Origin of the sequence: Enterobacter sp. 200527-13 (assembly GCF_027924865.1) — a bacterium.
Classification (GTDB): domain Bacteria; phylum Pseudomonadota; class Gammaproteobacteria; order Enterobacterales; family Enterobacteriaceae; genus Enterobacter; species Enterobacter ludwigii.
Map to the genome: position 1 here is coordinate 19,423 of NZ_BSCM01000005.1, position 22,495 is coordinate 41,917.

Sequence of the window (22,495 nt, forward strand, 5' to 3'; positions counted from 1 at the left end):
CATGCACAAGACGCTGGATGTGATCACTATCGGCGAAGCCATGGCGATGTTTGTCGCCACCGAAACGGGCGACCTGAGTACGGTGGAGCACTTTATCAAACGCGTGGCGGGGGCTGAGCTGAACGTCGCGACCGGCCTGGCGCGCCTGGGTCTGAATGTCGGCTGGGTCAGCCGCGTGGGTGATGACAGCTTTGGCCATTTCGTTCTCGATTCGCTGAAAAAAGAGGGCATTGATGCTTCCGGCGTCACCCTCGATGGACGCTTCCCGACCGGTTTCCAGCTTAAATCGAAAGTCGAAAATGGAACCGATCCCATTGTGGAGTATTTCCGTAAAGGGTCTGCGGCGAGCCACCTCTCAGTCGAGGATTACCACGCCCACTATTTCGCCTCCGCACGCCATCTGCATCTGAGCGGCGTGGCGGCTGCGCTTTCAGCCAGCTCGTATGCATTACTGGATCATGCCGCAACCACCATGAAGGCTCAGGGGAAAACGATCTCATTCGATCCTAACCTGCGCCCGGTGCTGTGGAAAAGCGAAGCGGAAATGATCGAGAAGCTGAACCGTCTGGCGTTTCAGGCTGACTGGGTTCTGCCGGGCGTGAAAGAAGGCATGATCCTGACCGGTAAAAACACCCCTGAAGGGATTGCCGATTTTTACCTCAACAAAGGGGTAAAAGCGGTGGTGCTGAAAACCGGCGCCGATGGCGCCTGGTTTAAAACGGCTAACGGCGAGCAAGGCGCAGTCGCGGCCGTGAAGGTCGATAACGTGGTTGATACCGTCGGCGCTGGCGATGGTTTTGCCGTGGGGGTCATTAGTGCCCTGCTGGAAGGCAAACCGCTGCAGCAGGCCGTCGCCCGGGGCAATAAAATTGGCTCGCTGGCAATCCAGGTGCAGGGCGACAGTGAAGGATTACCGACCCGCGCACAGCTGAACGAATAAATTCCGTTTCCCTCCCCCTCTCCTCAGGTAGGTCAGGGGGAAACAAAACAAACCACCGTGTACCCTACATACAACGGCGGTACAAACCTCAACAACAGAGGCAAGCCTATGAACAGTTCGACCAATGCAGTAAAACGCTGGTGGTACATCATGCCAATCGTGTTTATCACGTACAGCCTGGCGTACCTTGATCGTGCCAACTTCAGTTTCGCGTCCGCGGCAGGGATCACCGAAGACCTGGGGATCACCAAAGGTATCTCTTCGTTGCTGGGTGCCCTTTTCTTCCTGGGCTACTTCTTCTTCCAGATCCCCGGCGCTATCTATGCGGAGCGTCGCAGCGTCCGCAAATTGATTTTCGTTTGCCTGATCCTGTGGGGTGCCTGCGCCTCACTGACCGGCGTGGTGAATAATATTCCTGCTCTGGCAGCCATTCGCTTTATTCTTGGGGTCGTTGAGGCAGCGGTAATGCCCGCGATGCTGATTTATATCAGCAACTGGTTTACCAAATCCGAACGCTCACGAGCCAATACTTTCCTGATCCTCGGTAACCCGGTCACCGTGCTGTGGATGTCGGTGGTTTCTGGCTACCTGATCCAGTCCTTCGGCTGGCGCGAAATGTTCATTATCGAAGGGGTGCCGGCGGTTATCTGGGCATTCTGCTGGTGGATGCTGGTAAAAGATAAACCTGCGCAGGCGAAATGGCTCTCCGAAGATGAAAAAGCCGCTCTGCAGGCGCAGCTGGATAAAGAACAGCAAGGCCTGAAAGCGGTGCGTAACTACGGTGAAGCATTCCGCTCGCGTAACGTGATTCTGCTCTGCGCCCAGTATTTCACCTGGAGCATTGGCGTGTACGGTTTCGTACTGTGGCTACCATCGATTCTCCGCAATGCCGGTGAAAACCTTGGCATGGTGGAAGTGGGCTGGCTGTCATCCGTGCCTTACCTCGCAGCCACAATCGCCATGATCATTGCGTCATGGGCATCGGACAAAATGCAGAACCGTAAGCTGTTTGTCTGGCCGCTGCTGCTGATCGCTGCCTTTGCCTTCATTGGTTCCTGGGCCGTCGGCGCGAACCATTTCTGGGTCTCTTACACCCTGCTTGTGATTGCGGGTGCGGCAATGTACGCCCCTTATGGACCGTTCTTTGCGATCATCCCGGAGATGCTGCCGCGTAACGTCGCAGGCGGCGCGATGGCACTGATTAACAGTATGGGGGCGCTGGGCTCGTTCTGCGGCTCCTGGTTTGTGGGTTACCTGAACGGAGCAACCGGCAGCCCGTCCGCATCGTACATATTTATGGGGGTAGCGCTTTTCGCCTCCGTGTGGCTTACTCTGATTGTTAAGCCTGCTAATAATCAACAATTACCTGTCGGCGCACGCCACGCCTGAATCCTTAAAAATCAACGGAGATTAGCATGAAGCCGTCCGTCATTTTGTATAAAGCACTGCCGGAAGATCTGCAGAAACGCCTTGAGGAACACTTCACCGTTACCCAGGTGAAGAACCTCAGCCCGGAAACCGTGGCGCAGCACGCCGATGCGTTCGCCAGCGCCGAAGGTTTGCTGGGTTCAAGCGAAAAAGTGGATGTCGCCCTGCTGGAGAAAATGCCGAAACTTCGTGCTACCTCTACCGTTTCCGTGGGCTATGACAACTTCGACGTGGATGCCCTTAACGCCCGCAAGATCCTGTTGATGCATACGCCACATGCGCTGACGGAGACCGTGGCCGACACGCTGATGGCGCTGGTCCTCAGTACGGCGCGTCGTGTGGTCGAAGTGGCCGATCGCGTCAAAGCTGGCGAATGGACAAAAAGCATTGGTCCGGACTGGTTTGGGGTGGATGTTCATGGCAAAACGCTGGGCATCGTTGGCATGGGCCGTATTGGCCTGGCCCTGGCACAGCGCGCACATTTTGGTTTTAACATGCCGATTCTGTATAACGCGCGTCGTCATCACAGTGAAGCCGAAGAACGTTTTAACGCCCGCTACTGCGAGCTGGATACGCTGCTGCAGGAAGCCGATTTTGTCTGTTTGATCCTGCCGCTGACGGACGAAACCCGTCATCTTATCGGTAAAGAGGCGTTTGAAAAAATGAAGAAAACGGCCATTTTCATCAACGCGGGTCGTGGCCCGGTGGTGGATGAGAAGGCGTTGATTGAGGCTCTGCAACAGGGTGAGATCCATGCTGCCGGTCTTGACGTGTTTGAACAGGAACCGCTGCCGGTGGACTCACCGTTGCTTTCATTGCCCAACGTGGTGGCCCTGCCCCACATCGGCTCAGCAACCCATGAAACACGCTACAACATGGCTGCAACCGCGGTAGACAACCTGATCGCTGCCCTTAGCGGAAAGGTGAAAATCAATTGCGTTAACCCGCAGGTTCAGCGATAGAAATGAAAAAACCCGCCAGAAGGCGGGTTTTTAAAATTTGTGCTACTGGGTTGGAAGCTTACAGGCTTACAACGTTACCAGCTGCTGGGCCTTTAGCGCCGCTTTCGATGGTGAAGGAAACTTTCTGACCTTCATCCAGAGATTTGTAGCCTTCGTTCTGGATAGCAGAGAAGTGTACGAACACGTCTTTAGAGCCATCGTCAGGAGTGATGAAGCCGAAACCTTTATCAGCGTTGAACCATTTTACCAGACCAGTCATTTTAGCAGACATAGAATTACCTTAATTAACAAATATATTGTGCCTTCCGGCTTGATGGATTGTGTTACAGATTTTTAAGCGATGAAGGAAGGGTCACTACGAAGGGTATCTATGGATAACAATCTGGACTGCTTTACTAAACTGCTTTAGGTCTGTGTAACAAACCGACCTGTATAGTTATACCGATGTGGTAGAAGAATAACAAGCGTTATTTTCGCCCGGAATAAAAAACCCCGCCTGAGGCGGGGTTTTCCGATTTATTCTGTGGCAGCGACCGCTGCACTCCACGCCTGACTAAAGGCCTGGTGCTGGGAGGCCAGTGGTCCAATCAGCGCATTATACTGGCTTGCCTGCTGCGAGGTCGGGAACTGAATACCGTTGGCCACAAAGCTCACCTGAGTGCCCTGCTGGGAGATGAAGTCCCCCACCTGAACCAGCTGCTGCGTGAAAATTTGCGCGGCCGGGATCAGCGGTTGCATCGCTTCAGAAGGTTTCGACACCACTTTCTCATACACTTTGTCGAAGACCGGTTTGAGATCGTCGCCCTGCTTCAGCGCGGAACGTGACGCGTCCGCCTGCATTTTCGCATTCTGCAGCTGTTGGCTCAGCACGCCGAGCGCACCGTTGGACTGGCGCAGCGGTTCACGTTGCGTCATGTAATCCTGCGGGACGCGAATAGCGTTCACGCTATCCACAACCGGACGGATACCGGAATCCATCGCCTGGCTCACCTGCTGTGAATAACCATAAAGAATGGCGTAATCAGACACGAAGGGGCCAAACTGTTTTTTCTGATCCGCAGTCAGCGTCGGCAACCGTTCACCGCTGCGCATCACCGTATTCTGTAGAAAATCGATAAACGCTTTGCGCTGATCGCCTTCTTTATCAAAACACCCACTCAGGCTAACAACCATCAACAACGCCGCAATAGGCGCAAACCAGCGAGAGCAGGACTTTCCTGTCGCCATTTCATTACTCCTTTCACCCAAAAAAGCGCACACCGGCACATGCGTGCCCGACGCTGACAAGGATAGTCCAGGTCAGCCCTGCAAGATACTCTTTTCATGCAAAACGGCTATTGCCGTTTTATTTCTTACTATTTACAAAAAAATACCTGGCGAAGCCGACATAAGCGTAATCAGGTAATTAGTCTCACCGTGGCAACGGCTGAAACGCATAAAGCGATCGTTACCGCACGATTAATCACATCCGTGACGATCCGTCGTTTGTATTAGGGACTATTCTTAACAGGCTCTCTGATGTTCTTGATCCCGGTATGTGATTTAAGAGGAGTCCTCAATGGAATATAAAGATCCTGAGCTTGAGCTGCTGAGCAGCCTGGAACAGATTATTTTTAAAGATGTACCGCAGACGTTAACCCTGCAACAAAGATCCAATCCCTTTAAAGAATATGAGCAATTGCGCAAAGGGACTGGATTAAAAACTGAAGAATTCGCCAGAGCGATGGGTGTCAGCGTGGCTATGGTGCAGGAGTGGGAGTCAAAACGCGAAAAACCCACCCCAACCGAGCTAAAGCTGATGCGCCTGATTCAGGCCAACCCTGCACTCAGCAAGCATATAGCATGATGCAGTAAAGTGAGTTACCGCCCCCGCCTTTGCGGGGGCTTGTGTTTTAAAGGGGGGCACACCGCCAACCCGCCTCTTCCCAGACCAGTTCATGCGTCAATGCTAACCCCCGCAAAAAAGCCTCATCGTGAGAAACCACCAGCAATGCCCCGGGAAAACCGGCCAGTGCGGCTTCAATCGCCTCGACCGAGGCCAGATCCAGATGGTTGGTCGGTTCATCCAGCAGTAAAAGCTGCGTAGCGTCTTCACGCCACAAAACACAGGCCAGAGCAGCCTTAAGACGTTCCCCGCCGCTCAGCTCAGCCAGCGGAAGCGCCACTTTGTCAGCGCCCAACTGAAGCTGCGCTAAACGGGTTCGCAGCACACCCTCTTCCAGAGGTGTGTGACTTAGATTGAGATGCGCCATCACCGACTGCGAAAGATCGAGTTGCGACAGATGTTGATCGAGATAAGCGCAGTTTACCGATACCTTACACGTTCCTGAGAGCGGAGCCACTTCGCCGAGAATGGCTTTTAAAAGCGTCGATTTACCGCAGCCGTTTGGTCCTTTTAGCGCCACGCGCATCGGTCCGTCCATTCGCCAGTTGGTCGGCAGGAGAGTGACGTGTGGCAGCACCAGCCCCTCCATCACCAGCACCTGTTTCCCCTCAGCAATCTGGCTTCCAGGCAACGTGAACATCACCGGATTCTCCTCTTCAACTCGCTCCCGGGCCTTGTTCACCGCGGCATTCAGAGCTTCATGTTGATCGCCATGCTGTTTTTTCCAGGTGCCAATGCGCTCTTTGGCGGCCATTTTGTATCTGACCCGCTCGAACGAGGCGATATTAAGGTTATCGACCGTACGTAACGTCTTCGCCGAACGCCGCTGGCTTTCGTCATGCTCTTTTTGCATCCGCGCGCGGGTGCGTTTGCGTTCTGTTGCCGCATGTTCCAGTGCCGCACGGGCTGCCTGCTGTTCGGCGTCCCGCTGATGCGTATAGTCGTCGTAACTGCCACCGTAGTGGCGAAGACCCGAGGCGCTCAGTTCAAGAATACGCGGTACCTTCGCCAGCAGTTCACGGTCGTGGGAGGCCACCAGCACGCCCCCCTGATAACGGGCGAGTTGGTCGTAGAACCACTCACGTCCCTGCCGGTCGAGATGGTTGGTGGGTTCGTCCAGCAGCAGATAATCCGCATCAGCCGTAAACGCGCCACAGAGCAACGCGCGAATGCGCTCGCCGCCACTGAGTTCCATGGCTGATTTATCCGGGTCAAATGGTGGAAGTTTTGCGTGGAAAAACGCCTCGCTCAGACGTTCTGCCAAATCCCAGTGTCCGTCGAGTAACGCTAAATCATCGGGCTGGTAGTCACCGCTGTCGATGCGCTTACGCGCCGCAAAAATCGCCTCATACTCCAGCAGCTCAGCAAGCGTGGTTCGCGGGGAGATATCGGGCTGTTGTGCCACATAAGCGTGCGTTGCAAAACGTTCGATATGACCGCTGGCAGGTTCATCACACCCTGCCAGCAAACGTAGCAGACGTGTTTTACCGCTGCCGTTGCGGCCAACCAGCGCGCACAGTGACGGCGCCAGAGAAAGATTCAGCGGACCAAAAAGGGTATCGCCCGTCGCAAACTGACAGGTCACCTGATGCAAAATAAAAGAAGGGGATTGCGCAAAATGAGCCATAAGCACTCCTGAATGAAATCAAAACATCCCCTGCCGACGCGGTCGCGTTTAGCAAGGATCGAAATTCATCAGTCGTGTTTGTTCATTTTCGGGATGCGCTCCTGAGGGAGAAATATAACGAGAAACAGGATAACGGTAATTTGCTGACCATTTCAAGGTGAATTTTTAGGCGATTGCACTGCGCTTAGCTGGTCCACAAAAAAACGAGACATAAAAAACCCGCCGAAGCGGGTTTTTCTCATCTGCTGGCCCGTCACCGGGCACATGCACGTTACTGCAGCAGCGAAATATCCGCCACGCGCAGGAACAGCTCACGCAGTTTTTCGAGCATAGAGAGACGGTTGATACGCAGCTCTTTATCTTCCACGTTCACCATCACTTTCTCGAAGAAGGCATCGATGACATCACGCAGTTCCGCCAGCTCCACCAGGGCTTCCTGGTAGCGGCCTTCGGCGAAATACGGCTCCAGCTTGTCACGCAGTACCACAACCTGCATCGCCAGGGCGATCTCTTCTGGCTCTTTCAGCGTCGCAGCGTTGACACGCTCGTTCAGCGTTTCGTCGGATTTCGCCAGAATGTTAGAGACACGCTTGTTAGCCGCGGCCAGTGCAGATGCCGCTTCCAGCGTACGGAAGTGGGAAACCGCCTTCATACGCGCATCGAAATCTGCCGGACGGGTTGGACGACGTGCCAGTACCGCCTGAATCGTATCGACGGTGTAACCTTCGTCCTGATACCACGCACGGAAGCGACCAAGCATAAAGTCGATCACATCATCGACCACGTTGGCGTTGGTCAGCTTATCACCGTACAGACGTACCGCTTCTTCAGTCAGGGTCTGCAGATCCAGGTTCAGGTTCTTTTCAACGATGATACGCAGCACGCCCAGGGCAGCACGACGCAGCGCAAACGGGTCTTTGTCGCCTTTTGGATGCTGGCCGATGCCAAAGATACCTGCAAGGGTGTCCATCTTATCGGCAATCGCGACCGCACAGGCCACCGGATTAGACGGCAGCGCGTCACCCGCGAAACGCGGCTGATACTGCTCGTTCAGGGCCACGGCCACATCTTCCGCTTCACCGTCGTGACGCGCGTAGTGCATCCCCATCACACCCTGGGTGTCAGTAAATTCGAACACCATATTGGTCATCAGGTCACACTTGGACAGTAAACCCGCGCGCGTTGCGTGGTTCACATCCGCACCGATTTCACGTGCGATCCAGCCAGACAGCTCCGCAATACGGTCAGTCTTGTCGCGCAATGTACCCAGCTGTTGCTGGAACAGCACGGTCTGCAGACGTGGCAGGTGATCTTCCAGACGCTTTTTACGGTCGGTGTTGAAGAAGAACTCGGCATCCGCCAGACGTGGACGCACCACTTTCTCGTTACCGGAGATAATCTGGATCGGATCTTTTGATTCAATGTTCGCCACGAAGATGAAGTTTGGCAGCAGCTTGCCGTCGTTGGCGTAAACCGGGAAGTACTTCTGGTCACCCTTCATGGTGTACACCAGCGCTTCAGCCGGCACGGCCAGGAATTTCTCTTCGAACTTCGCGGTCAGTACCACTGGCCATTCAACCAGAGAGGTTACTTCTTCCAGCAGGCTGTCGCTCAGATCCGCTTTACCGCCAATCTTACGCGCCGCGTCTTCCGCATCCGCCTTGATTTTGGCTTTACGCTGTTCGTAGTCAGCAATAACTTTACCGCGCTCCAGCAGGATCTGCGGATACTGGTCAGCATTGTCGATGGTGAACTCAGGCTCGCCCATGAAGCGGTGCCCACGGATCACGCGATCGGACGCCACACCCAGGATGGTGGCCGGAATAACGGTATCGCCCAGCAGCAGCGTCACGGTGTGCACAGGACGCACGAAGTGCACGTCGCTTGCGCCCCAGCGCATCAGTTTTGGAATCGGCAGCCTGGCCAGCGACGTGGCAATCATGTCAGGCAGCAGCGCTTGCGCACTTTCACCTTTCACATGTGCACGGTACAGCAGCCACTCGCCTTTATCGGTGGTCAGACGCTCAGCCTGATCGACGGTGATACCACAACCACGCGCCCAGCCTTCAGCCGCTTTGCTTGGCTTGCCTTCAGCATCAAACGCCTGAGCAATCGCCGGGCCACGTTTTTCAACTTCACGATCCGGCTGAGACGCCGCCAGGTTCGCCACTTTCAGCGCCAGACGACGCGGAGCAGCAAACCATTCAATTTTACCGTGTGCCAGGCCAGCGTTATCCAGCTCAGCAGTCACGTTCGCAGCAAAAGATTCAGCCAGGCTGCGCAGGGCTTTTGGTGGCAGCTCTTCGGTGCCAATTTCCACCAGGAAAGTTTTCTCAGACATGGCCGCCTCTTATTTGTTTCGGTTGCACATCGGGAAGCCAAGGGCTTCACGGGACGCATAGTACGCTTCTGCAACGGCTTTGGTCAGGGTACGAATACGCAGAATGTAGCGCTGACGTTCAGTCACGGAGATGGCTTTGCGGGCGTCCAGCAGGTTGAAGCTGTGGGCGGCCTTCAGAATACGCTCGTAAGCAGGCAGCGGCAGCGGAGACTCCAGCGCCAGCAACTGCTGCGCTTCTTTCTCGTACTGCTCGAAGCAGGTGAACAAGAAGTCCACATCCGCGTATTCGAAGTTATAAGTGGATTGCTCCACTTCGTTCTGATGGAACACGTCGCCGTAGGTGGTTTTACCCAGCGGGCCGTCGCTCCAGACCAGGTCGTAAACGCTGTCTACGCCCTGAATATACATGGCCAGACGTTCCAGACCGTAGGTGATTTCGCCGGTAATCGGTTTACATTCCAGACCGCCAACCTGCTGGAAGTAAGTGAACTGCGTCACTTCCATACCGTTCAGCCACACTTCCCAACCCAGACCCCAGGCACCCAGCGTTGGGTTCTCCCAGTTATCTTCCACGAAACGGATGTCGTGAATGGTTGGATCCATACCCAGCTCTTTCAGTGACCCGAGGTACAGTTCCTGAATGTTGTCTGGCGATGGCTTAATCACCACCTGGAACTGATAGTAATGCTGCAGACGGTTCGGGTTTTCGCCGTAACGGCCATCGGTCGGACGACGTGAAGGTTGCACATAAGCAGTCGCCATTGGCTCCGGCCCCAACGCGCGTAAGCTGGTCATTGGGTGTGAAGTGCCTGCGCCTACTTCCATGTCCAAAGGTTGAACAATGGTACAGCCCTGACGAGCCCAGTAATCCTGTAAGGTCAGGATCAGGCCCTGGAAGGTCTTGGTATCAAACTTTTGCATAGTATGTCGTGCTGGATACGTGTGGTTTTAAATGGAAGGGACCAGTATACCCGCTGCCTGCAAGATATACAGTACGAAACGGGTTTGTTTAGGGAAAATTGGGGAAATAAGCCACCACGCCAGGCAGCTGCCGGCGTCTGGCTGTTGATTATGCGAGCGGCTTAGCGCATGGAGAGATGTAAAAACTGACCGTCTGCGTCAAACGAACAGACAAAGCCCTCTTTACGGGACGTATGGCCTTTCAGCTCATAACTCCCCTGGAATCGCTCAAATCCGGTGACATCAATGTTCTGCGCATCCGAGTTATAGCGGCGCGCAGCCTGATCCTTACAGAACTGCTCCATATTCAGGGAGCGTTCCGGGCTGATTTTTCCCTGCTGTGCTTTTTGCACGGGTGCAGAGGGTGGCGTACTGCATCCTGCCAGGATAAACAGCAGAAAGAGTGACGCCGCACGCTTCATCATCATTTTTATTACCGCCCTGTTCAGTGGCTGTTATTTTTAGTAGCAAAGCTTTTATAGATTATGCCCTGGCATTCTGCGAACCTCGCGGCTTTCAAACAAGGCTGCTCAATAAAACTCAGAATTTTCCAGAGAGAGGCTTCAATACAATCGCAGTCACACTGAATTTACAAGGGATGATGAGGAACTGATGTCGTCAAAAATTAGCTGGATTGATAATCTGCGAGGAATAGCGTGTCTGATGGTGGTCATGATCCACACGACGACCTGGTATGTCATCAATGCGCACAGTATCAGCCCTGTTAACTGGGATATAGCCAATATTCTTAACTCCGCGTCGCGGGTCAGTGTGCCGTTGTTCTTTATGATTTCCGGCTTTCTCTTTTTTGGCGAGCGTAGCGCGCAACCGCGTCATTTTATCCGCATCGCCGCCTGCCTGGGCTTCTACAGCGCCGTGGCCTTGCTCTATATCACCCTGTTCACCTCGATTAACGCCGGGCTATCTCTCAAATACCTTCTGCAAAAACCCGTCTTCTACCATCTGTGGTTTTTCTTCGCCATTATCGTTATCTATCTGGTTTCCCCACTGATTCAGGTGAAAACCGTGAGCGGGAAAATGCTGCTGGCGCTGATGGTGGTCATTGGCATCATAGCCAACCCGAATACGGTCTCGCAGAAAATTGATGGTTTTGAATGGTTACCGGTCAATCTCTATATCAACGGCGATACCTTTTACTACGTACTCTACGGCATGCTGGGGCGAGCTATCGGGATGATGGACACCCAAAAACGCGGCATGAACGGGCTATGTGCAGCGCTGTTTATCATCGGCGTGATCGTCATTTCGCGTGGGACGCTGCATGAACTGCAATGGCGCGGCAATTTTGCCGATACCTGGTACCTGTATTGCGGCCCGATGGTCTTCATCTGTGCCGTATCCCTGCTTACGCTCGCCAAAAACACCCTGAACGCACGTCCCCTTCCGGTGCTGAGCGTTATCTCCCGGCACTCGCTCGGTATATACGGTTTTCACGCGCTGGTGATCCACGCCCTGAGAACGAGAGGGGTGGAGTTCAAAAGCTGGCCGGTGCTGGATATCCTCTGGATTTTCACCGTCACGCTGATGGCGAGCCTGCTGCTGTCAATGCTGTTGCAGAAGGTCGACACCCGCCGCTTCGTCAGTTAACGCTGCGCTGTCGGGCACGATGATACTGGCGCGGGGAGGAAAACCCCGCGGCCAGTGAGGCCTGTTCCACGCCACGCCCTTGCAACAGCCACTGTTCAGCCACCGCCAGACGCAACTGCTCCAGATAGTCGCGAACGCTTATCCCTAAATGCGTCTGAAAAAGCCGCGTTAAATGGCGCGGGCTGACATGCGCCAGAGCGGCAATCTCGGGTAAAGCCCAGGCTTTGTGCGGCTCGGTGGTAAGCGCATCCTGCGCACGATGAATGGCCGGGTGAAGATGATTGCGGTAGCGTAACCATGGCGACAGCTGGGGATCGTCCCCGGAGCGACGAAACCAGACCACCATTTCACGCGCCACGGCCAGCGCTTTTTCTGCGCCACACAGGCGGTTAATCATATGCAGCGCCAGGTCGATACCCGAGGTGATGCCGGCGCTGGTCCAGATATTCTCATCCTGCACGAAGATCCGGTTTTCTTTGATGATTGCCGTCGGAGCCGCCGTACGCAAACGGCTTATAACGTCATGATGCGTTGTGCACTGCCGGTGGTTCAGCAAGCCCGATTTTGCCGCCAGCAACGCCCCTGAACAGACACACATGACGGTGATATCCTGACGATGAATGTGCGGCTGCAGGCGCATTAACCAGTGCTGGATCAGCTGCGCCTGCGGCGTTGAGAACTGAAAGCGGGAGTCGCTTACCCCCGGCAGCACCAGCAAACTGCCCTCAGGCAGGTTTTCCGGCAGCGGCTGAATACCGCCCATCATCAGACCAATCGACGTCGGAACCTCTGCCTGCGGACCAATGTAATGCAGGCGAAACGCGTCCCCGGCCAGCACAAAGGTCTCTGCCGGGCCCGCCATGTCTAATGACAGCACCCCGGGCAACATCACAAACCAGACGTCGATGCTCATTACAGTAACTCCAACGTCTCCGCAACCGTTTTAATGTCGGCAAACCGCCCGGCCAGTACCGTCTCGGTACGATGGCGCAGTTCCTCTGCGCTCAGGGTTATCCCCTTGTGCGTCATTGGAAACGTGAGCGTTGCCTCGCTAACGAAGGTCACAGCATAGCCCAGATCGGATGCCACCCGCGCAGTGGTTTCACAGCATTGCTCCGTGCGAATGCCGCACACGATGAGCTGATTAATGTCTCGCTCACGCAGCCAGCGGTCAAGCCCGGTATCCGTGAACGCATTATGGACGTGTTTCTGGAAGACCACGTCCGGCTGATGACGTAAAAAGGCCATCGGTTTGACATAGCCGCTTTGCAGTGTGAACGGACCGTCTTCATCTACATGGAAAATATCAACGACAGGAATGCCACGCGCCTGGCAGCCCTCAATCAGCCCCAGCATCGCCTGCTGAAAGGCAGGAATTTCGTCCTCCTGCCAGTAATCGCGGTGATGAAATGACTGCTGAGTATCGATGTTGATTAATGCAGTACGTGACATGTTGAATCTCCTCGCCAGTGGGTATGACACCATACTGGCAAGGAAATAAAGGCCCGCACAGACCAAAAAAGGACAACCTCATGCCTCTGACAGACAACCGTATTTACGACATCAGCGGCAACAGCTGTTGGTAGATTTTGCGAAAGACCTCGCGTCTTTGCGCATAACGCGCATGACGTGCCGCATCAGGCAGATGCGCCTGTTCCAGTTGAAGCTGCGGTAACAGCTGAGAAAGTGGCGCTTCCGGGTTCATGGCAATCTGCGCCAGTCGCGCTGCACCGAGCGCAGGCCCCACATCACCACCGGTACGAAAATCGAGCTGCAGTCCGCTGATATCAGACAGCATCTGGCGCCAGTAGCTGCTACGCGCACCGCCGCCAATCAGGGTGATACTCGCCGGCGTCACACCGCAGTCATGCACCACGTCCATTCCGTCCGCCAGGGCATATCCCACGCCTTCCAGAACGGCACGAGCCAGTTCCGCCGGGCCATGCTGATGGGTTAACCCAAAGAATACCCCTTTCGCTTCCGGGTTGTTATGCGGCGTGCGCTCGCCGGAAAGATAGGGTAAAAACCAGACGGTACCCGCACTTTCATCCGCCTGCTGTGCAGCAGCAATCAGTGCCGGAACATCAGCCATCCCGGTCATTTTCGCGGCCCAGTCAAGGCAAGAGGCGGCGCTCAACATAACCGACATCAGATGCCATTTTCCCGGCAGCGCATGGCAGAAACTGTGAACGGCACTTTCAGGATTACTGCGATAACCATCGCTGACTGCAAAATAGACGCCAGACGTTCCCAGCGAAAGCATCGCCTGCCCGGCTTCCACCATCCCGACCCCCACGGCACCCGCCGCGTTGTCACCGCCACCGGCCACCACCGGGACAGCGGGCATATTCCAGCGTTCTGCGACGGCAGGCTGTAAGGTACCCGTTATCTCACTGCCCTCATAGAGCGCTGGCATATGTTCGCGAGTCAGATGGCAGGCATCGAGCATGGCCTCGCTCCAGTCACGTTTGGCCACGTCGAGCCACATCGTGCCGGCAGCGTCGGACATGTCGCTGGCGAAATCACCCGTCATGCGAAAACGCAGATAATCTTTTGGCAGTAAAACTTTCGCCACCTGACGGAAAATTTCCGGCTCATGGCGGTGTACCCACAGTAACTTTGGTGCGGTAAAACCGGGCATCATCAGGTTGCCGGTAATACTGCGGGAGGTGGGTACTCGCTCTTCAAGGAGTGCGCACTCTTCCGCACAGCGACCATCGTTCCAGAGAATGGCCGGTCGCAGAACGTGATGCTGACTGTCCAGTAACGTCGCGCCGTGCATTTGCCCGGCAATGCCGAGGGCTTTGACGTCACGCAGACTGTGCTGTTCACCTAGCGCTTTGATTGCACGATCCGTTGCCAGCCACCACTGCTCCGGATCCTGCTCCGACCATAGCGGATGCGGACGTGAGACCTGCAGCTTTTCTGTCTGCGTTGCTAACACGTCGCCCTGCTCGCTTAACAGGATGGCTTTCACACCCGATGTGCCAAGATCAATCCCGATATACATTAGGTGACTCCTTTAACAGAAATGCCCGGTGGCGCGACGCTTACCGGGCTTACGTTATTATCTACTCGCTGTTATTTATCGAACAGGTAGTGATTAACCAGGTTTTCCAGCAGCTCCTGATGCCCGCTCTGATGCTGCGGCGCCAGTTGATGTTGTTCAGCGTACTTCGCGACGTCCGCAAGCGATAACTGGCCTTTTAAAATTTGCTGACCCAGCTCACTGTTCCAGCCGCTATAACGCTTCGCGACACGTTTATCCAGTTCACCGTCTTCAATCATGCGGGCGGCGACTTTCAGCGCCAGCGCCATGGTATCCATTGCGCCAATATGGCCGTAGAACAGGTCGTATTTGTCGGTGCTCTGACGGCGCACTTTGGCATCGAAGTTCAGCCCGCCGGTGGTGAAACCACCCGCTTTGATAATTTCATACATCACCAGCGCATTCTCTTCCACGCTGTTCGGGAACTGGTCGGTATCCCAACCCAGTTGCGCATCGCCGCGGTTAGCATCAACAGAACCGAAGATACCCAGCGCGATAGCAGACGCGATCTCGTGATGGAAAGAGTGGCCGGCCAGCGTGGCATGGTTGGCTTCAATGTTAACTTTGATCTCTTTTTCCAGGCCGAACTGTTTCAGGAAGCCGTAAACGGTAGCAACGTCGTAGTCGTACTGGTGCTTCGTAGGTTCCTGAGGCTTCGGTTCGATCAGCAGCGTACCGCGGAAACCGATTTTGTGTTTATGGTCGACCACCATCTGCATAAAGCGGCCAATCTGCTCGCGCTCCTGACGCAGGTCGGTGTTGAGCAGGGTTTCATAGCCTTCACGACCGCCCCACAGCACATAGTTTTCGCCGCCCAGCTGATGCGTGGCGTTCATTGCGGTAACCACCTGCGTTGCCGCCCAGCTAAACACTTCCGGATCAGGATTGGTTGCCGCACCCGCGCCATAGCGTGGGTTGGTAAAGCAGTTGGCCGTGCCCCACAGCAGCTTCACGCCGCTTTGCTGCTGTTTAGCCGCCAGCACATCCACCATCTGCGCGAAATTGTTCAGATACTCTTTCAGTGAGGCGCCTTCCGGCGACACATCCACATCATGGAAGCAGTAGTACGGCACGTTCAGTTTGTGGAAGAATTCAAAGGCGACATCGGCTTTACGCTTCGCCAGCTCGATGGCCTCACCCGGCTGCTGCCATGGACGGTCAAAGGAACCCACGCCGAACATATCGGCTCCGTTCCAGCAGAAGGTATGCCAGTAACAGGCGGCAAAGCGCAAATGATCTTCCATGCGCTTACCCAGCACCAGCTCATCCGGGTTGTAGTGACGAAATGCTAAAGGATTGGTTGTTTTCGGGCCTTCGTAACGAACACGATCGAGTTGGTCGAAATAAGCTTGCATATTGAGCTCCATAATCAGGGTATGCGGCGAGTCGTTGATACAGGAGTAATAGTGAATAGACATTTTGGCTTGCTCAATTACGTTATTTCACACTGCTATTGAGAGAATGCACAACTGTGCGCTGGCTCGCAAAATAATGTGCAGGCAAACTATTTTTCGGTCCCTCTTCCATAATCAAATGTAATTAAGACGTTAGTATTTTAAAATTCGATCGCGGTCATAAATTCAGAAATAAACCAAATATCATAATGCGAAGATAAAAATCTGTAATTGCCAGCCCGCCTTTCCCCGTTAAAAATTTGCTGCGTCCCAGCAGTGAATGTTTCTTTTATCTCAGCAACACATACCCCTACAAAAAGGCCCTATAATTATGAAGATAAAGAACCTGTCCCTTACTCTCTGCACTACGCTCCTCCTTGCAAGCTTTGCCGGACATGCCAAGGAAGTCAAAATTGGCATGGCGATTGACGATCTGCGCCTTGAACGCTGGCAGAAAGATCGCGATATTTTTGTGAAAAAAGCGGAATCACTTGGCGCGAATGTGTTTGTGCAATCCGCGAACGGCAACGAAGAAACGCAAATGTCGCAAATTGAGAATATGATCAACCGCGGCGTCGATGTGCTGGTCATTATCCCTTATAACGGCCAGGTATTAAGTAACGTCGTTAAAGAAGCCAAACAAGAAGGCATAAAAGTCTTAGCCTATGACCGCATGATTAATAATGCGGATATCGATTATTATATTTCGTTCGACAATGAAAAAGTGGGTGAATTACAGGCTAAAAGCCTGATCGACAAAGTACCTCAGGGCAATTATTTCCTGATGGGCGGCTCGCCGGTTGATAACAACGCCAAGCTGTTCCGCGAAGGGCAAATGAAAGTCCTGAAGCCGTATATCGACAGCGGTAAGATTAAAGTGGTCGGCGATCAGTGGGCGGATGGCTGGCTGCCAGAAAACGCGCTGAAAATCATGGAAAACGCCTTAACCGCCAACAACAACAAAATCGATGCTGTCGTCGCATCCAACGATGCCACCGCAGGGGGCGCAATCCAGGCACTCAGCGCCCAGGGGCTGGCAGGAAAAGTGGCTATTTCGGGTCAGGATGCCGACCTCGCGGGCGTCAAACGCATCATGGCAGGCACACAAACCATGACCGTCTACAAACCGATTACCCAGCTTGCGAATACAGCGGCGGAAATTGCCGTGGAGCTGGGAAATGGTAAGCAACCTAAGGCAGACGCGACGCTGAATAACGGGCTTAAAGATGTTCCGGCTCGTCTGCTCACCCCCATTGAAGTCAATAAAGAGAACATTGACGCCACCGTCATTAAAGACGGTTTCCACAAGAAGAGTGAACTGTAATCCAGCGCGCCCCTGCTCTGCGGGGGCGCATCGAGTTGTACTGTTCTTCCCTCGGGTCATGTGGAGCAGTTATGCCTTATTTACTTGAAATGAAAAGCATCACCAAGCGCTTTGGCGCGGTGAAAGCGGTCGACAACGTCAGTCTGCGGCTCAATCCCGGCGAAGTGGTCTCGCTGTGTGGCGAAAACGGATCGGGCAAATCGACGTTGATGAAAGTGTTGTGTGGGATCTACCCGCACGGCAGTTACGAAGGCGAAATTGTCTTTGCCGGTGAAGTGATTCAGGCGACACACATTCGCGATACCGAACGCAAAGGCATCGCTATCATCCACCAGGAGCTGGCGCTGGTGAAGCACCTCACCGTGCTGGAGAACATTTTTCTGGGGGCCGAAATTTCACGTCATGGCGTACTGGATTACGACACCATGACGCTACGCTGTGAAAAACTGCTGGCCCAGGTAAGTCTCGCGATCTCCCCGGATACGCGCGTCGGTGATCTTGGCCTCGGGCAACAACAGCTGGTTGAAATCGCCAAGGCGCTGAACAAACAGGTAAGGCTGCTGATCCTCGATGAGCCAACGGCCTCCCTCACCGAGCAGGAAACGGCCGTCCTGCTCAATATCATTCGCGATCTGCAAAACCACGGCATTGCGTGCATCTACATTTCGCACAAGCTCAATGAGGTAAAAGCCATTTCGGACACCATCTGTGTGATCCGCGACGGTCAGCACATCGGCACACGTGAAGCTGCCGGCATGAGTGAAGATGACATTATCACCATGATGGTGGGGCGCGAGCTCACGGCGCTCTATCCAAACGAACCGCACACCACGGGTGACGAAGTGTTACGCGTGGAAAACCTCACCGCGTGGCATCCCGTTAACCGCCACATCAAGCGCGTGAATAACGTCTCGTTTTCCCTTCACAGCGGCGAAATCCTCGGTATTGCGGGGTTAGTCGGGGCCGGGCGCACTGAAGCCGTCCAGTGCCTGTTTGGCGTGTGGCCGGGCCGCTGGGAAGGCCGTATTTTTATCGACGGACAGCCGGTAAAAATCGAGAACTGCCAGCAGGCGATTGCCCACGGTATCGCCATGGTACCGGAAGATCGCAAGAAAGATGGCATCGTCCCGGTCATGGCGGTGGGTAAAAACATCACGCTTGCCGCGCTTGACCGGTTCTCCGGTGCGCTGAGCAGCCTCGATGATGCTGCTGAGCAGCAGTGCATTCTCCAGTCGCTCGCCAGACTCAAGGTCAAAACATCCTCCCCGGAACTGGCCATTGGACGCCTGAGCGGGGGCAACCAGCAGAAGGCAATCCTGGCGCGCTGCCTGCTCCTCAACCCACGCATATTGATCCTGGACGAGCCGACGCGTGGGATCGATATCGGCGCCAAGTACGAAATCTACAAACTGATTAATCAGCTTGTACAGCAAGGGATTGCCGTCATTGTCATCTCGTCTGAGTTACCCGAAGTGCTCGGCCTGAGCGATCGCGTGCTGGTCATGCACGAGGGAAAACTGAAAGCCAATCTGATTAACCAGAACCTGACGCAGGAGCAGGTGATGGAAGCCGCTTTAAGGAGCGAACGTCATGTCGAAAAGCAATCCGTCTGATATTAAAGTCGCTGTTCCGACGCCCGGCGCGTTTGCCGGTCTAAAAGCGCTGAACCTGCAGGTTTTCGTGATGATCGCGGCGATTATTGCCATCATGTTGTTCTTTACCTGGATGACCGATGGCTCGTACTTAAGCGCGCGTAACGTCTCTAACCTGCTGCGTCAGACTGCCATTACCGGCATCCTCGCGGTGGGCATGGTATTCGTGATTATCTCGGCGGAAATCGACCTGTCGGTGGGGTCGATGATGGGTCTGCTTGGTGGCGTGGCGGCCATTTTTGACGTCTGGCTTGGCTGGCCACTGCCGCTGACCATTGCGGTTACGCTGGTGCTGGGCCTGCTGCTGGGCGCCTGGAACGGCTGGTGGGTTGCCTACCGTAAAGTCCCGTCGTTCATTGTCACGCTGGCGGGGATGCTGGCCTTCCGCGGGATCCTAATTGGCATCACCAACGGCACCACCGTCTCCCCTACCAGCGCAGCCATGTCACAAATTGGTCAGAGCTACCTCGCCGATAGCGTCGGCTTTACGTTCGGTGTGATTGGGTTGCTGGCGTTTGTGGCCTGGCAGTGGCGTGGGCGAATGCGCCGTCAGGCGTTGGGTCTGGCATCGCCAGCGTCAACGTCCACAGTTGGTCGTCAGGCACTCACTGCGGTCATTGTACTGGGCGCAATCTGGCTTCTGAACGACTATCGCGGTGTCCCGACGCCGGTATTGCTGCTGGCACTGTTGCTGCTGGCCGGGATGTTTATGGCCACGCGTACCGCGTTTGGTCGCCGTATTTATGCCATCGGCGGCAACCTTGAGGCTGCTCGCCTTTCAGGGATCAACGTCGAGCGCACCAAACTCGCCGTCTTCGCCATTAACGGCCTGATGGTTGCTATCGCCGGGTTGATCCTCAGCTCGCGTCTGGGGGCGGGTTCTCCCTCGGCCGGGAACATCGCCGAGCTGGATGCTATCGCCGCCTGCGTCATTGGCGGCACCAGCCTCGCAGGCGGTGTCGGCAGCGTGGCAGGCGCGGTGATGGGGGCATTTATCATGGCTTCGTTGGATAACGGGATGAGTATGATGGACGTCCCGACGTTTTGGCAGTATATCGTCAAGGGGGCCATTCTTTTGCTGGCAGTCTGGATGGACTCTGCAACCAAGCGACGAGCCTGATAACAATATTGTGACTTATTTGGGAAGTTAGCCATGTTTGAAAAGCGTCACCGCATCACGTTGTTATTCAATGCCAACAAAGCCTACGACCGTCAGGTGGTGGAGGGCGTTGGTGAATATTTGCAGGCGTCGCAATCCGAGTGGGATATTTTTATCGAAGAAGATTTCCGAACCCGTCTCGAAAACATCAAAGAGTGGCTGGGCGATGGGGTCATCGCTGACTACGACGACCCCGTCATTGAGCAATTGCTGACTGACGTCGACGTTCCGATTGTCGGCGTCGGCGGCTCTTACCATGCGCCCGAGCACTATCCGCCGGTCCACTATATCGCCACCGATAACCATGCGCTGGTTGAGACCGCCTTCCTGCATTTGAAAGAGAAAGGCGTCCATCGCTTCGCGTTTTATGGTTTACCGTCAACCAGCGGCAAGCGCTGGGCAGTTGAGCGCGAACATGCTTTCTGCCAGCTTGTCGCGCAGGAGAAGTACCGCGGCGTGGTTTATCAGGGGCTGGAGACCGCGCCGGAAAACTGGCAGCACGCGCAAAACCGACTGGCGGACTGGCTGCAAACTCTGCCGCCGCAAACCGGCATCATTGCCGTCACGGATGCTCGTGCCCGCCACGTTTTGCAGGTCTGCGAACATTTACACATTCCGGTGCCGGAAAAACTGTGCGTCATTGGCATCGATAACGAGGAGCTGACGCGTTACCTCTCTCGCGTGGCGCTCTCGTCCGTTGCACAGGGTACACGTCAGATGGGCTATCAGGCGGCGAAGTTACTGCATCGTCTGCTGGATAAAGAAGCGTTGCCGCTTCAGCGCTTACTGGTTCCCCCTGTCCGTGTAGTCGAACGCCGTTCAACGGATTACCGCTCCTTAAGCGACCCGGCAGTTATTCAGGCCATGCACTACATTCGCAACAACGCCTGCAAAGGGATTAAGGTCGATCAGGTGCTGGACTCGGTGGGCATTTCCCGTTCGAATCTGGAGAAGCGGTTTAAAGAGGAAGTGGGCGAAACCATTCATGCCGTCATCCACGCCGAGAAACTGGAGAAAGCGCGCAGCCTGCTGATCTCCACCTCATTGTCGATCAACGAAATCTCACAGATGTGCGGTTACCCGTCGCTGCAATATTTTTATTCGGTGTTCCGAAAGGAGTATGAAAGTACGCCAAAAGAGTACCGGGAGCGTCACAGCGAAGTGATGATGTAGAAAAAAGAGAAAAGAAAACGCCTTCCGATGGAAGGCGTTTTTTTGAATTACATATGTGCGGCGATTAATCGCTGGTTATCCTGGTACATCGCGAACAGATAGTTGTTATAGCTCTGTCCCTTGGTCGAATAACCTTTCAGCTTGTGGATCATCGTGCTGGCCGTCACTTCCTGATCCGCTTTACGCAGCTGAGCGCGCGATTTACGGAACGATGAGTAGGCCGGATGCGTGTTCAGATTCACCACGTAGGCATTCACGGAATCTTTCACCGATTCAAACTGAGAATAGCCTTTCACCTTACCTGGTGCATTGTTACAACGCCCCTTGATACATTTCATACCAAACAGGTTGTTGTTATTACGCGCCAGTTTCGAGGTGCCCCAGCCACTTTCGGCTGCAGCCATGGTCGCAACCATGCTCCCCGGGATAATGTCGACACGCTCTAAGAGAGAGTTCCACGGCACACGGCGCGTGTTACCGTTCCAGCTCACCTTGTAGCGTTTGGTGATATCTTTCAGACGCGCGCGTTCTGATGGCGACCAACGGCTATCGTACTGTTTGGCAATCAACCAGTTACGATCCGCAGTAATCGCGGCGTTTTGACTTGTGATGTAAGGCATTACCGTCCGGAGAAACGCTTTTTTCCTTGGTGTTCCGGAAGGGTATTTTCGCAAATCAGGAAGTGAACTACTCTTTGCACTATTGCGAGAATACTCTTGTTTACTGCTAACCTTACTACTTGTCGTCTTTATTACGTGGGCTTTCTTACTCGTTGTATCCGTGTGCGTCTTCGCAAGCACCTCACCCGAAAATGCCATGGTGAGTAACATGAGTATCGCGGCCCCATATCGTCGAATGGGAGTCGATATCATTAGGTCTCCTGGTCGGATATAAACATTCCAACACCTTATTTTTTTCACAAATTTGAGAGCGGAATCTCAAATCATAACAAAAATAGACTGCAAGAGCACGTATAGAAATAGTCCAATTCCG

At 54.4% G+C, this 22,495-nt stretch carries 20 protein-coding genes; 9 read left to right on the plus strand and 11 right to left on the minus strand.

The window, feature by feature from the left end; translation table 11 throughout:
* Window position 1: 1 nt before the first annotated feature.
* The 3 genes from QMG44_RS16615 to ghrB all read left to right on the plus strand — a co-directional run bounded on the left by QMG44_RS16615 (window position 2) and on the right by ghrB (window position 3,330).
* Window positions 2-940 (plus strand): sugar kinase, encoded by a 939-nt coding sequence (locus QMG44_RS16615; protein WP_025206424.1) that lies wholly within the window; start codon window positions 2-4, stop codon window positions 938-940.
* A 108-nt stretch (window positions 941-1,048) separates the two neighbouring features.
* Window positions 1,049-2,329 (plus strand): MFS transporter, encoded by a 1,281-nt coding sequence (locus QMG44_RS16620; protein ID WP_020882640.1) that lies wholly within the window; start codon window positions 1,049-1,051, stop codon window positions 2,327-2,329.
* A 26-nt stretch (window positions 2,330-2,355) separates the two neighbouring features.
* On the plus strand, window positions 2,356-3,330 hold the full coding sequence (gene ghrB, locus QMG44_RS16625) for a glyoxylate/hydroxypyruvate reductase GhrB (protein ID WP_086533120.1): 975 nt from the start codon (window positions 2,356-2,358) through the stop codon (window positions 3,328-3,330).
* 58 nt (window positions 3,331-3,388) lie between these two features.
* Here ghrB and cspA read toward each other — a convergent pair whose 3' ends face one another.
* Both cspA and QMG44_RS16635 read right to left on the minus strand, forming a co-directional pair.
* Entirely contained in the window at window positions 3,389-3,601 is a 213-nt protein-coding gene (gene cspA / locus QMG44_RS16630; protein ID WP_014168131.1) for an RNA chaperone/antiterminator CspA, read from the minus strand.
* A 245-nt stretch (window positions 3,602-3,846) separates the two neighbouring features.
* The gene (locus tag QMG44_RS16635; protein ID WP_020882641.1) at window positions 3,847-4,557 is read right to left on the minus strand and encodes a DUF3053 domain-containing protein; all 711 of its coding nucleotides are present in this window, start codon (window positions 4,555-4,557) and stop codon (window positions 3,847-3,849) included.
* A gap of 331 nt (window positions 4,558-4,888) precedes the next feature.
* Here QMG44_RS16635 and QMG44_RS16640 point away from each other — a divergent pair, with 331 nt between their 5' ends.
* The gene (locus QMG44_RS16640) at window positions 4,889-5,176 is read left to right on the plus strand and encodes an HTH-type transcriptional regulator (RefSeq protein WP_014168128.1); all 288 of its coding nucleotides are present in this window, start codon (window positions 4,889-4,891) and stop codon (window positions 5,174-5,176) included.
* A gap of 46 nt (window positions 5,177-5,222) precedes the next feature.
* Here QMG44_RS16640 and QMG44_RS16645 read toward each other — a convergent pair whose 3' ends face one another.
* From QMG44_RS16645 to QMG44_RS16660, 4 genes are all read right to left on the minus strand, one after another.
* Window positions 5,223-6,842: an ABC-F family ATP-binding cassette domain-containing protein gene (locus QMG44_RS16645; protein WP_086533119.1), complete on the minus strand. Its 1,620-nt coding sequence runs from the start codon at window positions 6,840-6,842 to the stop codon at window positions 5,223-5,225.
* A 271-nt stretch (window positions 6,843-7,113) separates the two neighbouring features.
* Complete coding sequence (gene glyS / locus QMG44_RS16650) at window positions 7,114-9,183, minus strand: glycine--tRNA ligase subunit beta (RefSeq protein ID WP_014168126.1); 2,070 nt, start codon at window positions 9,181-9,183, stop codon at window positions 7,114-7,116.
* Between the two features lie 9 nt (window positions 9,184-9,192).
* Window positions 9,193-10,104 (minus strand): glycine--tRNA ligase subunit alpha, encoded by a 912-nt coding sequence (glyQ, locus tag QMG44_RS16655; RefSeq protein WP_014168125.1) that lies wholly within the window; start codon window positions 10,102-10,104, stop codon window positions 9,193-9,195.
* Between the two features lie 161 nt (window positions 10,105-10,265).
* Complete coding sequence (locus QMG44_RS16660; protein ID WP_014168124.1) at window positions 10,266-10,571, minus strand: YsaB family lipoprotein; 306 nt, start codon at window positions 10,569-10,571, stop codon at window positions 10,266-10,268.
* Window positions 10,572-10,755: 184 nt separating this feature from the next.
* On the opposite strand from QMG44_RS16660, the gene QMG44_RS16665 reads away from it, so the two are divergent.
* A complete protein-coding gene (locus tag QMG44_RS16665; RefSeq protein WP_086533118.1) occupies window positions 10,756-11,751 on the plus strand; it encodes an acyltransferase in 996 nt (331 codons plus the stop codon).
* Here QMG44_RS16665 and QMG44_RS16670 read toward each other — a convergent pair.
* The 4 genes from QMG44_RS16670 to xylA all read right to left on the minus strand — a co-directional run bounded on the left by QMG44_RS16670 (window position 11,744) and on the right by xylA (window position 16,155).
* Window positions 11,744-12,664, minus strand: a complete 921-nt coding sequence (locus QMG44_RS16670) for a GlxA family transcriptional regulator (RefSeq protein WP_086533117.1) — start codon at window positions 12,662-12,664, stop codon at window positions 11,744-11,746. The two genes, QMG44_RS16665 and QMG44_RS16670, sit on opposite strands and share 8 nt — an antisense overlap.
* Entirely contained in the window at window positions 12,664-13,203 is a 540-nt protein-coding gene (locus tag QMG44_RS16675; protein ID WP_086533116.1) for an isochorismatase family protein, read from the minus strand. The genes QMG44_RS16670 and QMG44_RS16675 overlap by 1 nt, the downstream gene beginning before the upstream one ends.
* A gap of 103 nt (window positions 13,204-13,306) precedes the next feature.
* Entirely contained in the window at window positions 13,307-14,761 is a 1,455-nt protein-coding gene (xylB, locus tag QMG44_RS16680; RefSeq protein WP_232937817.1) for a xylulokinase, read from the minus strand.
* Between the two features lie 71 nt (window positions 14,762-14,832).
* Complete coding sequence (gene xylA, locus QMG44_RS16685; RefSeq protein ID WP_086462926.1) at window positions 14,833-16,155, minus strand: xylose isomerase; 1,323 nt, start codon at window positions 16,153-16,155, stop codon at window positions 14,833-14,835.
* Window positions 16,156-16,525: 370 nt separating this feature from the next.
* Here xylA and xylF point away from each other — a divergent pair, with 370 nt between their 5' ends.
* The 4 genes from xylF to xylR all read left to right on the plus strand — a co-directional run bounded on the left by xylF (window position 16,526) and on the right by xylR (window position 21,502).
* The gene (gene xylF, locus QMG44_RS16690; protein ID WP_020882647.1) at window positions 16,526-17,518 is read left to right on the plus strand and encodes a D-xylose ABC transporter substrate-binding protein; all 993 of its coding nucleotides are present in this window, start codon (window positions 16,526-16,528) and stop codon (window positions 17,516-17,518) included.
* A 71-nt stretch (window positions 17,519-17,589) separates the two neighbouring features.
* On the plus strand, window positions 17,590-19,131 hold the full coding sequence (locus QMG44_RS16695; RefSeq protein WP_086533114.1) for a xylose ABC transporter ATP-binding protein: 1,542 nt from the start codon (window positions 17,590-17,592) through the stop codon (window positions 19,129-19,131).
* Window positions 19,109-20,290, plus strand: a complete 1,182-nt coding sequence (xylH, locus tag QMG44_RS16700; protein ID WP_014168116.1) for a xylose ABC transporter permease XylH — start codon at window positions 19,109-19,111, stop codon at window positions 20,288-20,290. The genes QMG44_RS16695 and xylH overlap by 23 nt, the downstream gene beginning before the upstream one ends.
* 33 nt (window positions 20,291-20,323) lie before the next feature.
* Entirely contained in the window at window positions 20,324-21,502 is a 1,179-nt protein-coding gene (xylR, locus tag QMG44_RS16705; RefSeq protein WP_020882649.1) for a D-xylose utilization transcriptional activator XylR, read from the plus strand.
* A gap of 47 nt (window positions 21,503-21,549) precedes the next feature.
* Here xylR and QMG44_RS16710 read toward each other — a convergent pair whose 3' ends face one another.
* Entirely contained in the window at window positions 21,550-22,374 is an 825-nt protein-coding gene (locus QMG44_RS16710; RefSeq protein WP_020882650.1) for a protein bax, read from the minus strand.
* Window positions 22,375-22,495: the final 121 nt, after the last annotated feature.

What these genes read in the sequence shown, in the direction of transcription:
- ghrB (WP_086533120.1), top strand. Translation starts at nt 2,356, where the DNA reads ATGAAGCCGTCCGTCATTTTGTATAAAGCACTGCCGGAAGATCTGCAG.
- QMG44_RS16660 (WP_014168124.1), bottom strand. Translation starts at nt 10,571, where the DNA reads ATGATGATGAAGCGTGCGGCGTCACTCTTTCTGCTGTTTATCCTGGCA.
- xylH (WP_014168116.1), top strand. Translation starts at nt 19,109, where the DNA reads ATGTCGAAAAGCAATCCGTCTGATATTAAAGTCGCTGTTCCGACGCCC.
- QMG44_RS16635 (WP_020882641.1), bottom strand. Translation starts at nt 4,557, where the DNA reads ATGGCGACAGGAAAGTCCTGCTCTCGCTGGTTTGCGCCTATTGCGGCG.
- QMG44_RS16645 (WP_086533119.1), bottom strand. Translation starts at nt 6,842, where the DNA reads ATGGCTCATTTTGCGCAATCCCCTTCTTTTATTTTGCATCAGGTGACC.
- xylA (WP_086462926.1), bottom strand. Translation starts at nt 16,155, where the DNA reads ATGCAAGCTTATTTCGACCAACTCGATCGTGTTCGTTACGAAGGCCCG.
- QMG44_RS16695 (WP_086533114.1), top strand. Translation starts at nt 17,590, where the DNA reads ATGCCTTATTTACTTGAAATGAAAAGCATCACCAAGCGCTTTGGCGCG.
- QMG44_RS16640 (WP_014168128.1), top strand. Translation starts at nt 4,889, where the DNA reads ATGGAATATAAAGATCCTGAGCTTGAGCTGCTGAGCAGCCTGGAACAG.
- glyQ (WP_014168125.1), bottom strand. Translation starts at nt 10,104, where the DNA reads ATGCAAAAGTTTGATACCAAGACCTTCCAGGGCCTGATCCTGACCTTA.
- QMG44_RS16710 (WP_020882650.1), bottom strand. Translation starts at nt 22,374, where the DNA reads ATGATATCGACTCCCATTCGACGATATGGGGCCGCGATACTCATGTTA.
- QMG44_RS16670 (WP_086533117.1), bottom strand. Translation starts at nt 12,664, where the DNA reads ATGAGCATCGACGTCTGGTTTGTGATGTTGCCCGGGGTGCTGTCATTA.
- xylB (WP_232937817.1), bottom strand. Translation starts at nt 14,761, where the DNA reads ATGTATATCGGGATTGATCTTGGCACATCGGGTGTGAAAGCCATCCTG.
- QMG44_RS16675 (WP_086533116.1), bottom strand. Translation starts at nt 13,203, where the DNA reads ATGTCACGTACTGCATTAATCAACATCGATACTCAGCAGTCATTTCAT.
- QMG44_RS16615 (WP_025206424.1), top strand. Translation starts at nt 2, where the DNA reads ATGCACAAGACGCTGGATGTGATCACTATCGGCGAAGCCATGGCGATG.
- QMG44_RS16620 (WP_020882640.1), top strand. Translation starts at nt 1,049, where the DNA reads ATGAACAGTTCGACCAATGCAGTAAAACGCTGGTGGTACATCATGCCA.
- QMG44_RS16665 (WP_086533118.1), top strand. Translation starts at nt 10,756, where the DNA reads ATGTCGTCAAAAATTAGCTGGATTGATAATCTGCGAGGAATAGCGTGT.
- glyS (WP_014168126.1), bottom strand. Translation starts at nt 9,183, where the DNA reads ATGTCTGAGAAAACTTTCCTGGTGGAAATTGGCACCGAAGAGCTGCCA.
- xylF (WP_020882647.1), top strand. Translation starts at nt 16,526, where the DNA reads ATGAAGATAAAGAACCTGTCCCTTACTCTCTGCACTACGCTCCTCCTT.
- xylR (WP_020882649.1), top strand. Translation starts at nt 20,324, where the DNA reads ATGTTTGAAAAGCGTCACCGCATCACGTTGTTATTCAATGCCAACAAA.
- cspA (WP_014168131.1), bottom strand. Translation starts at nt 3,601, where the DNA reads ATGTCTGCTAAAATGACTGGTCTGGTAAAATGGTTCAACGCTGATAAA.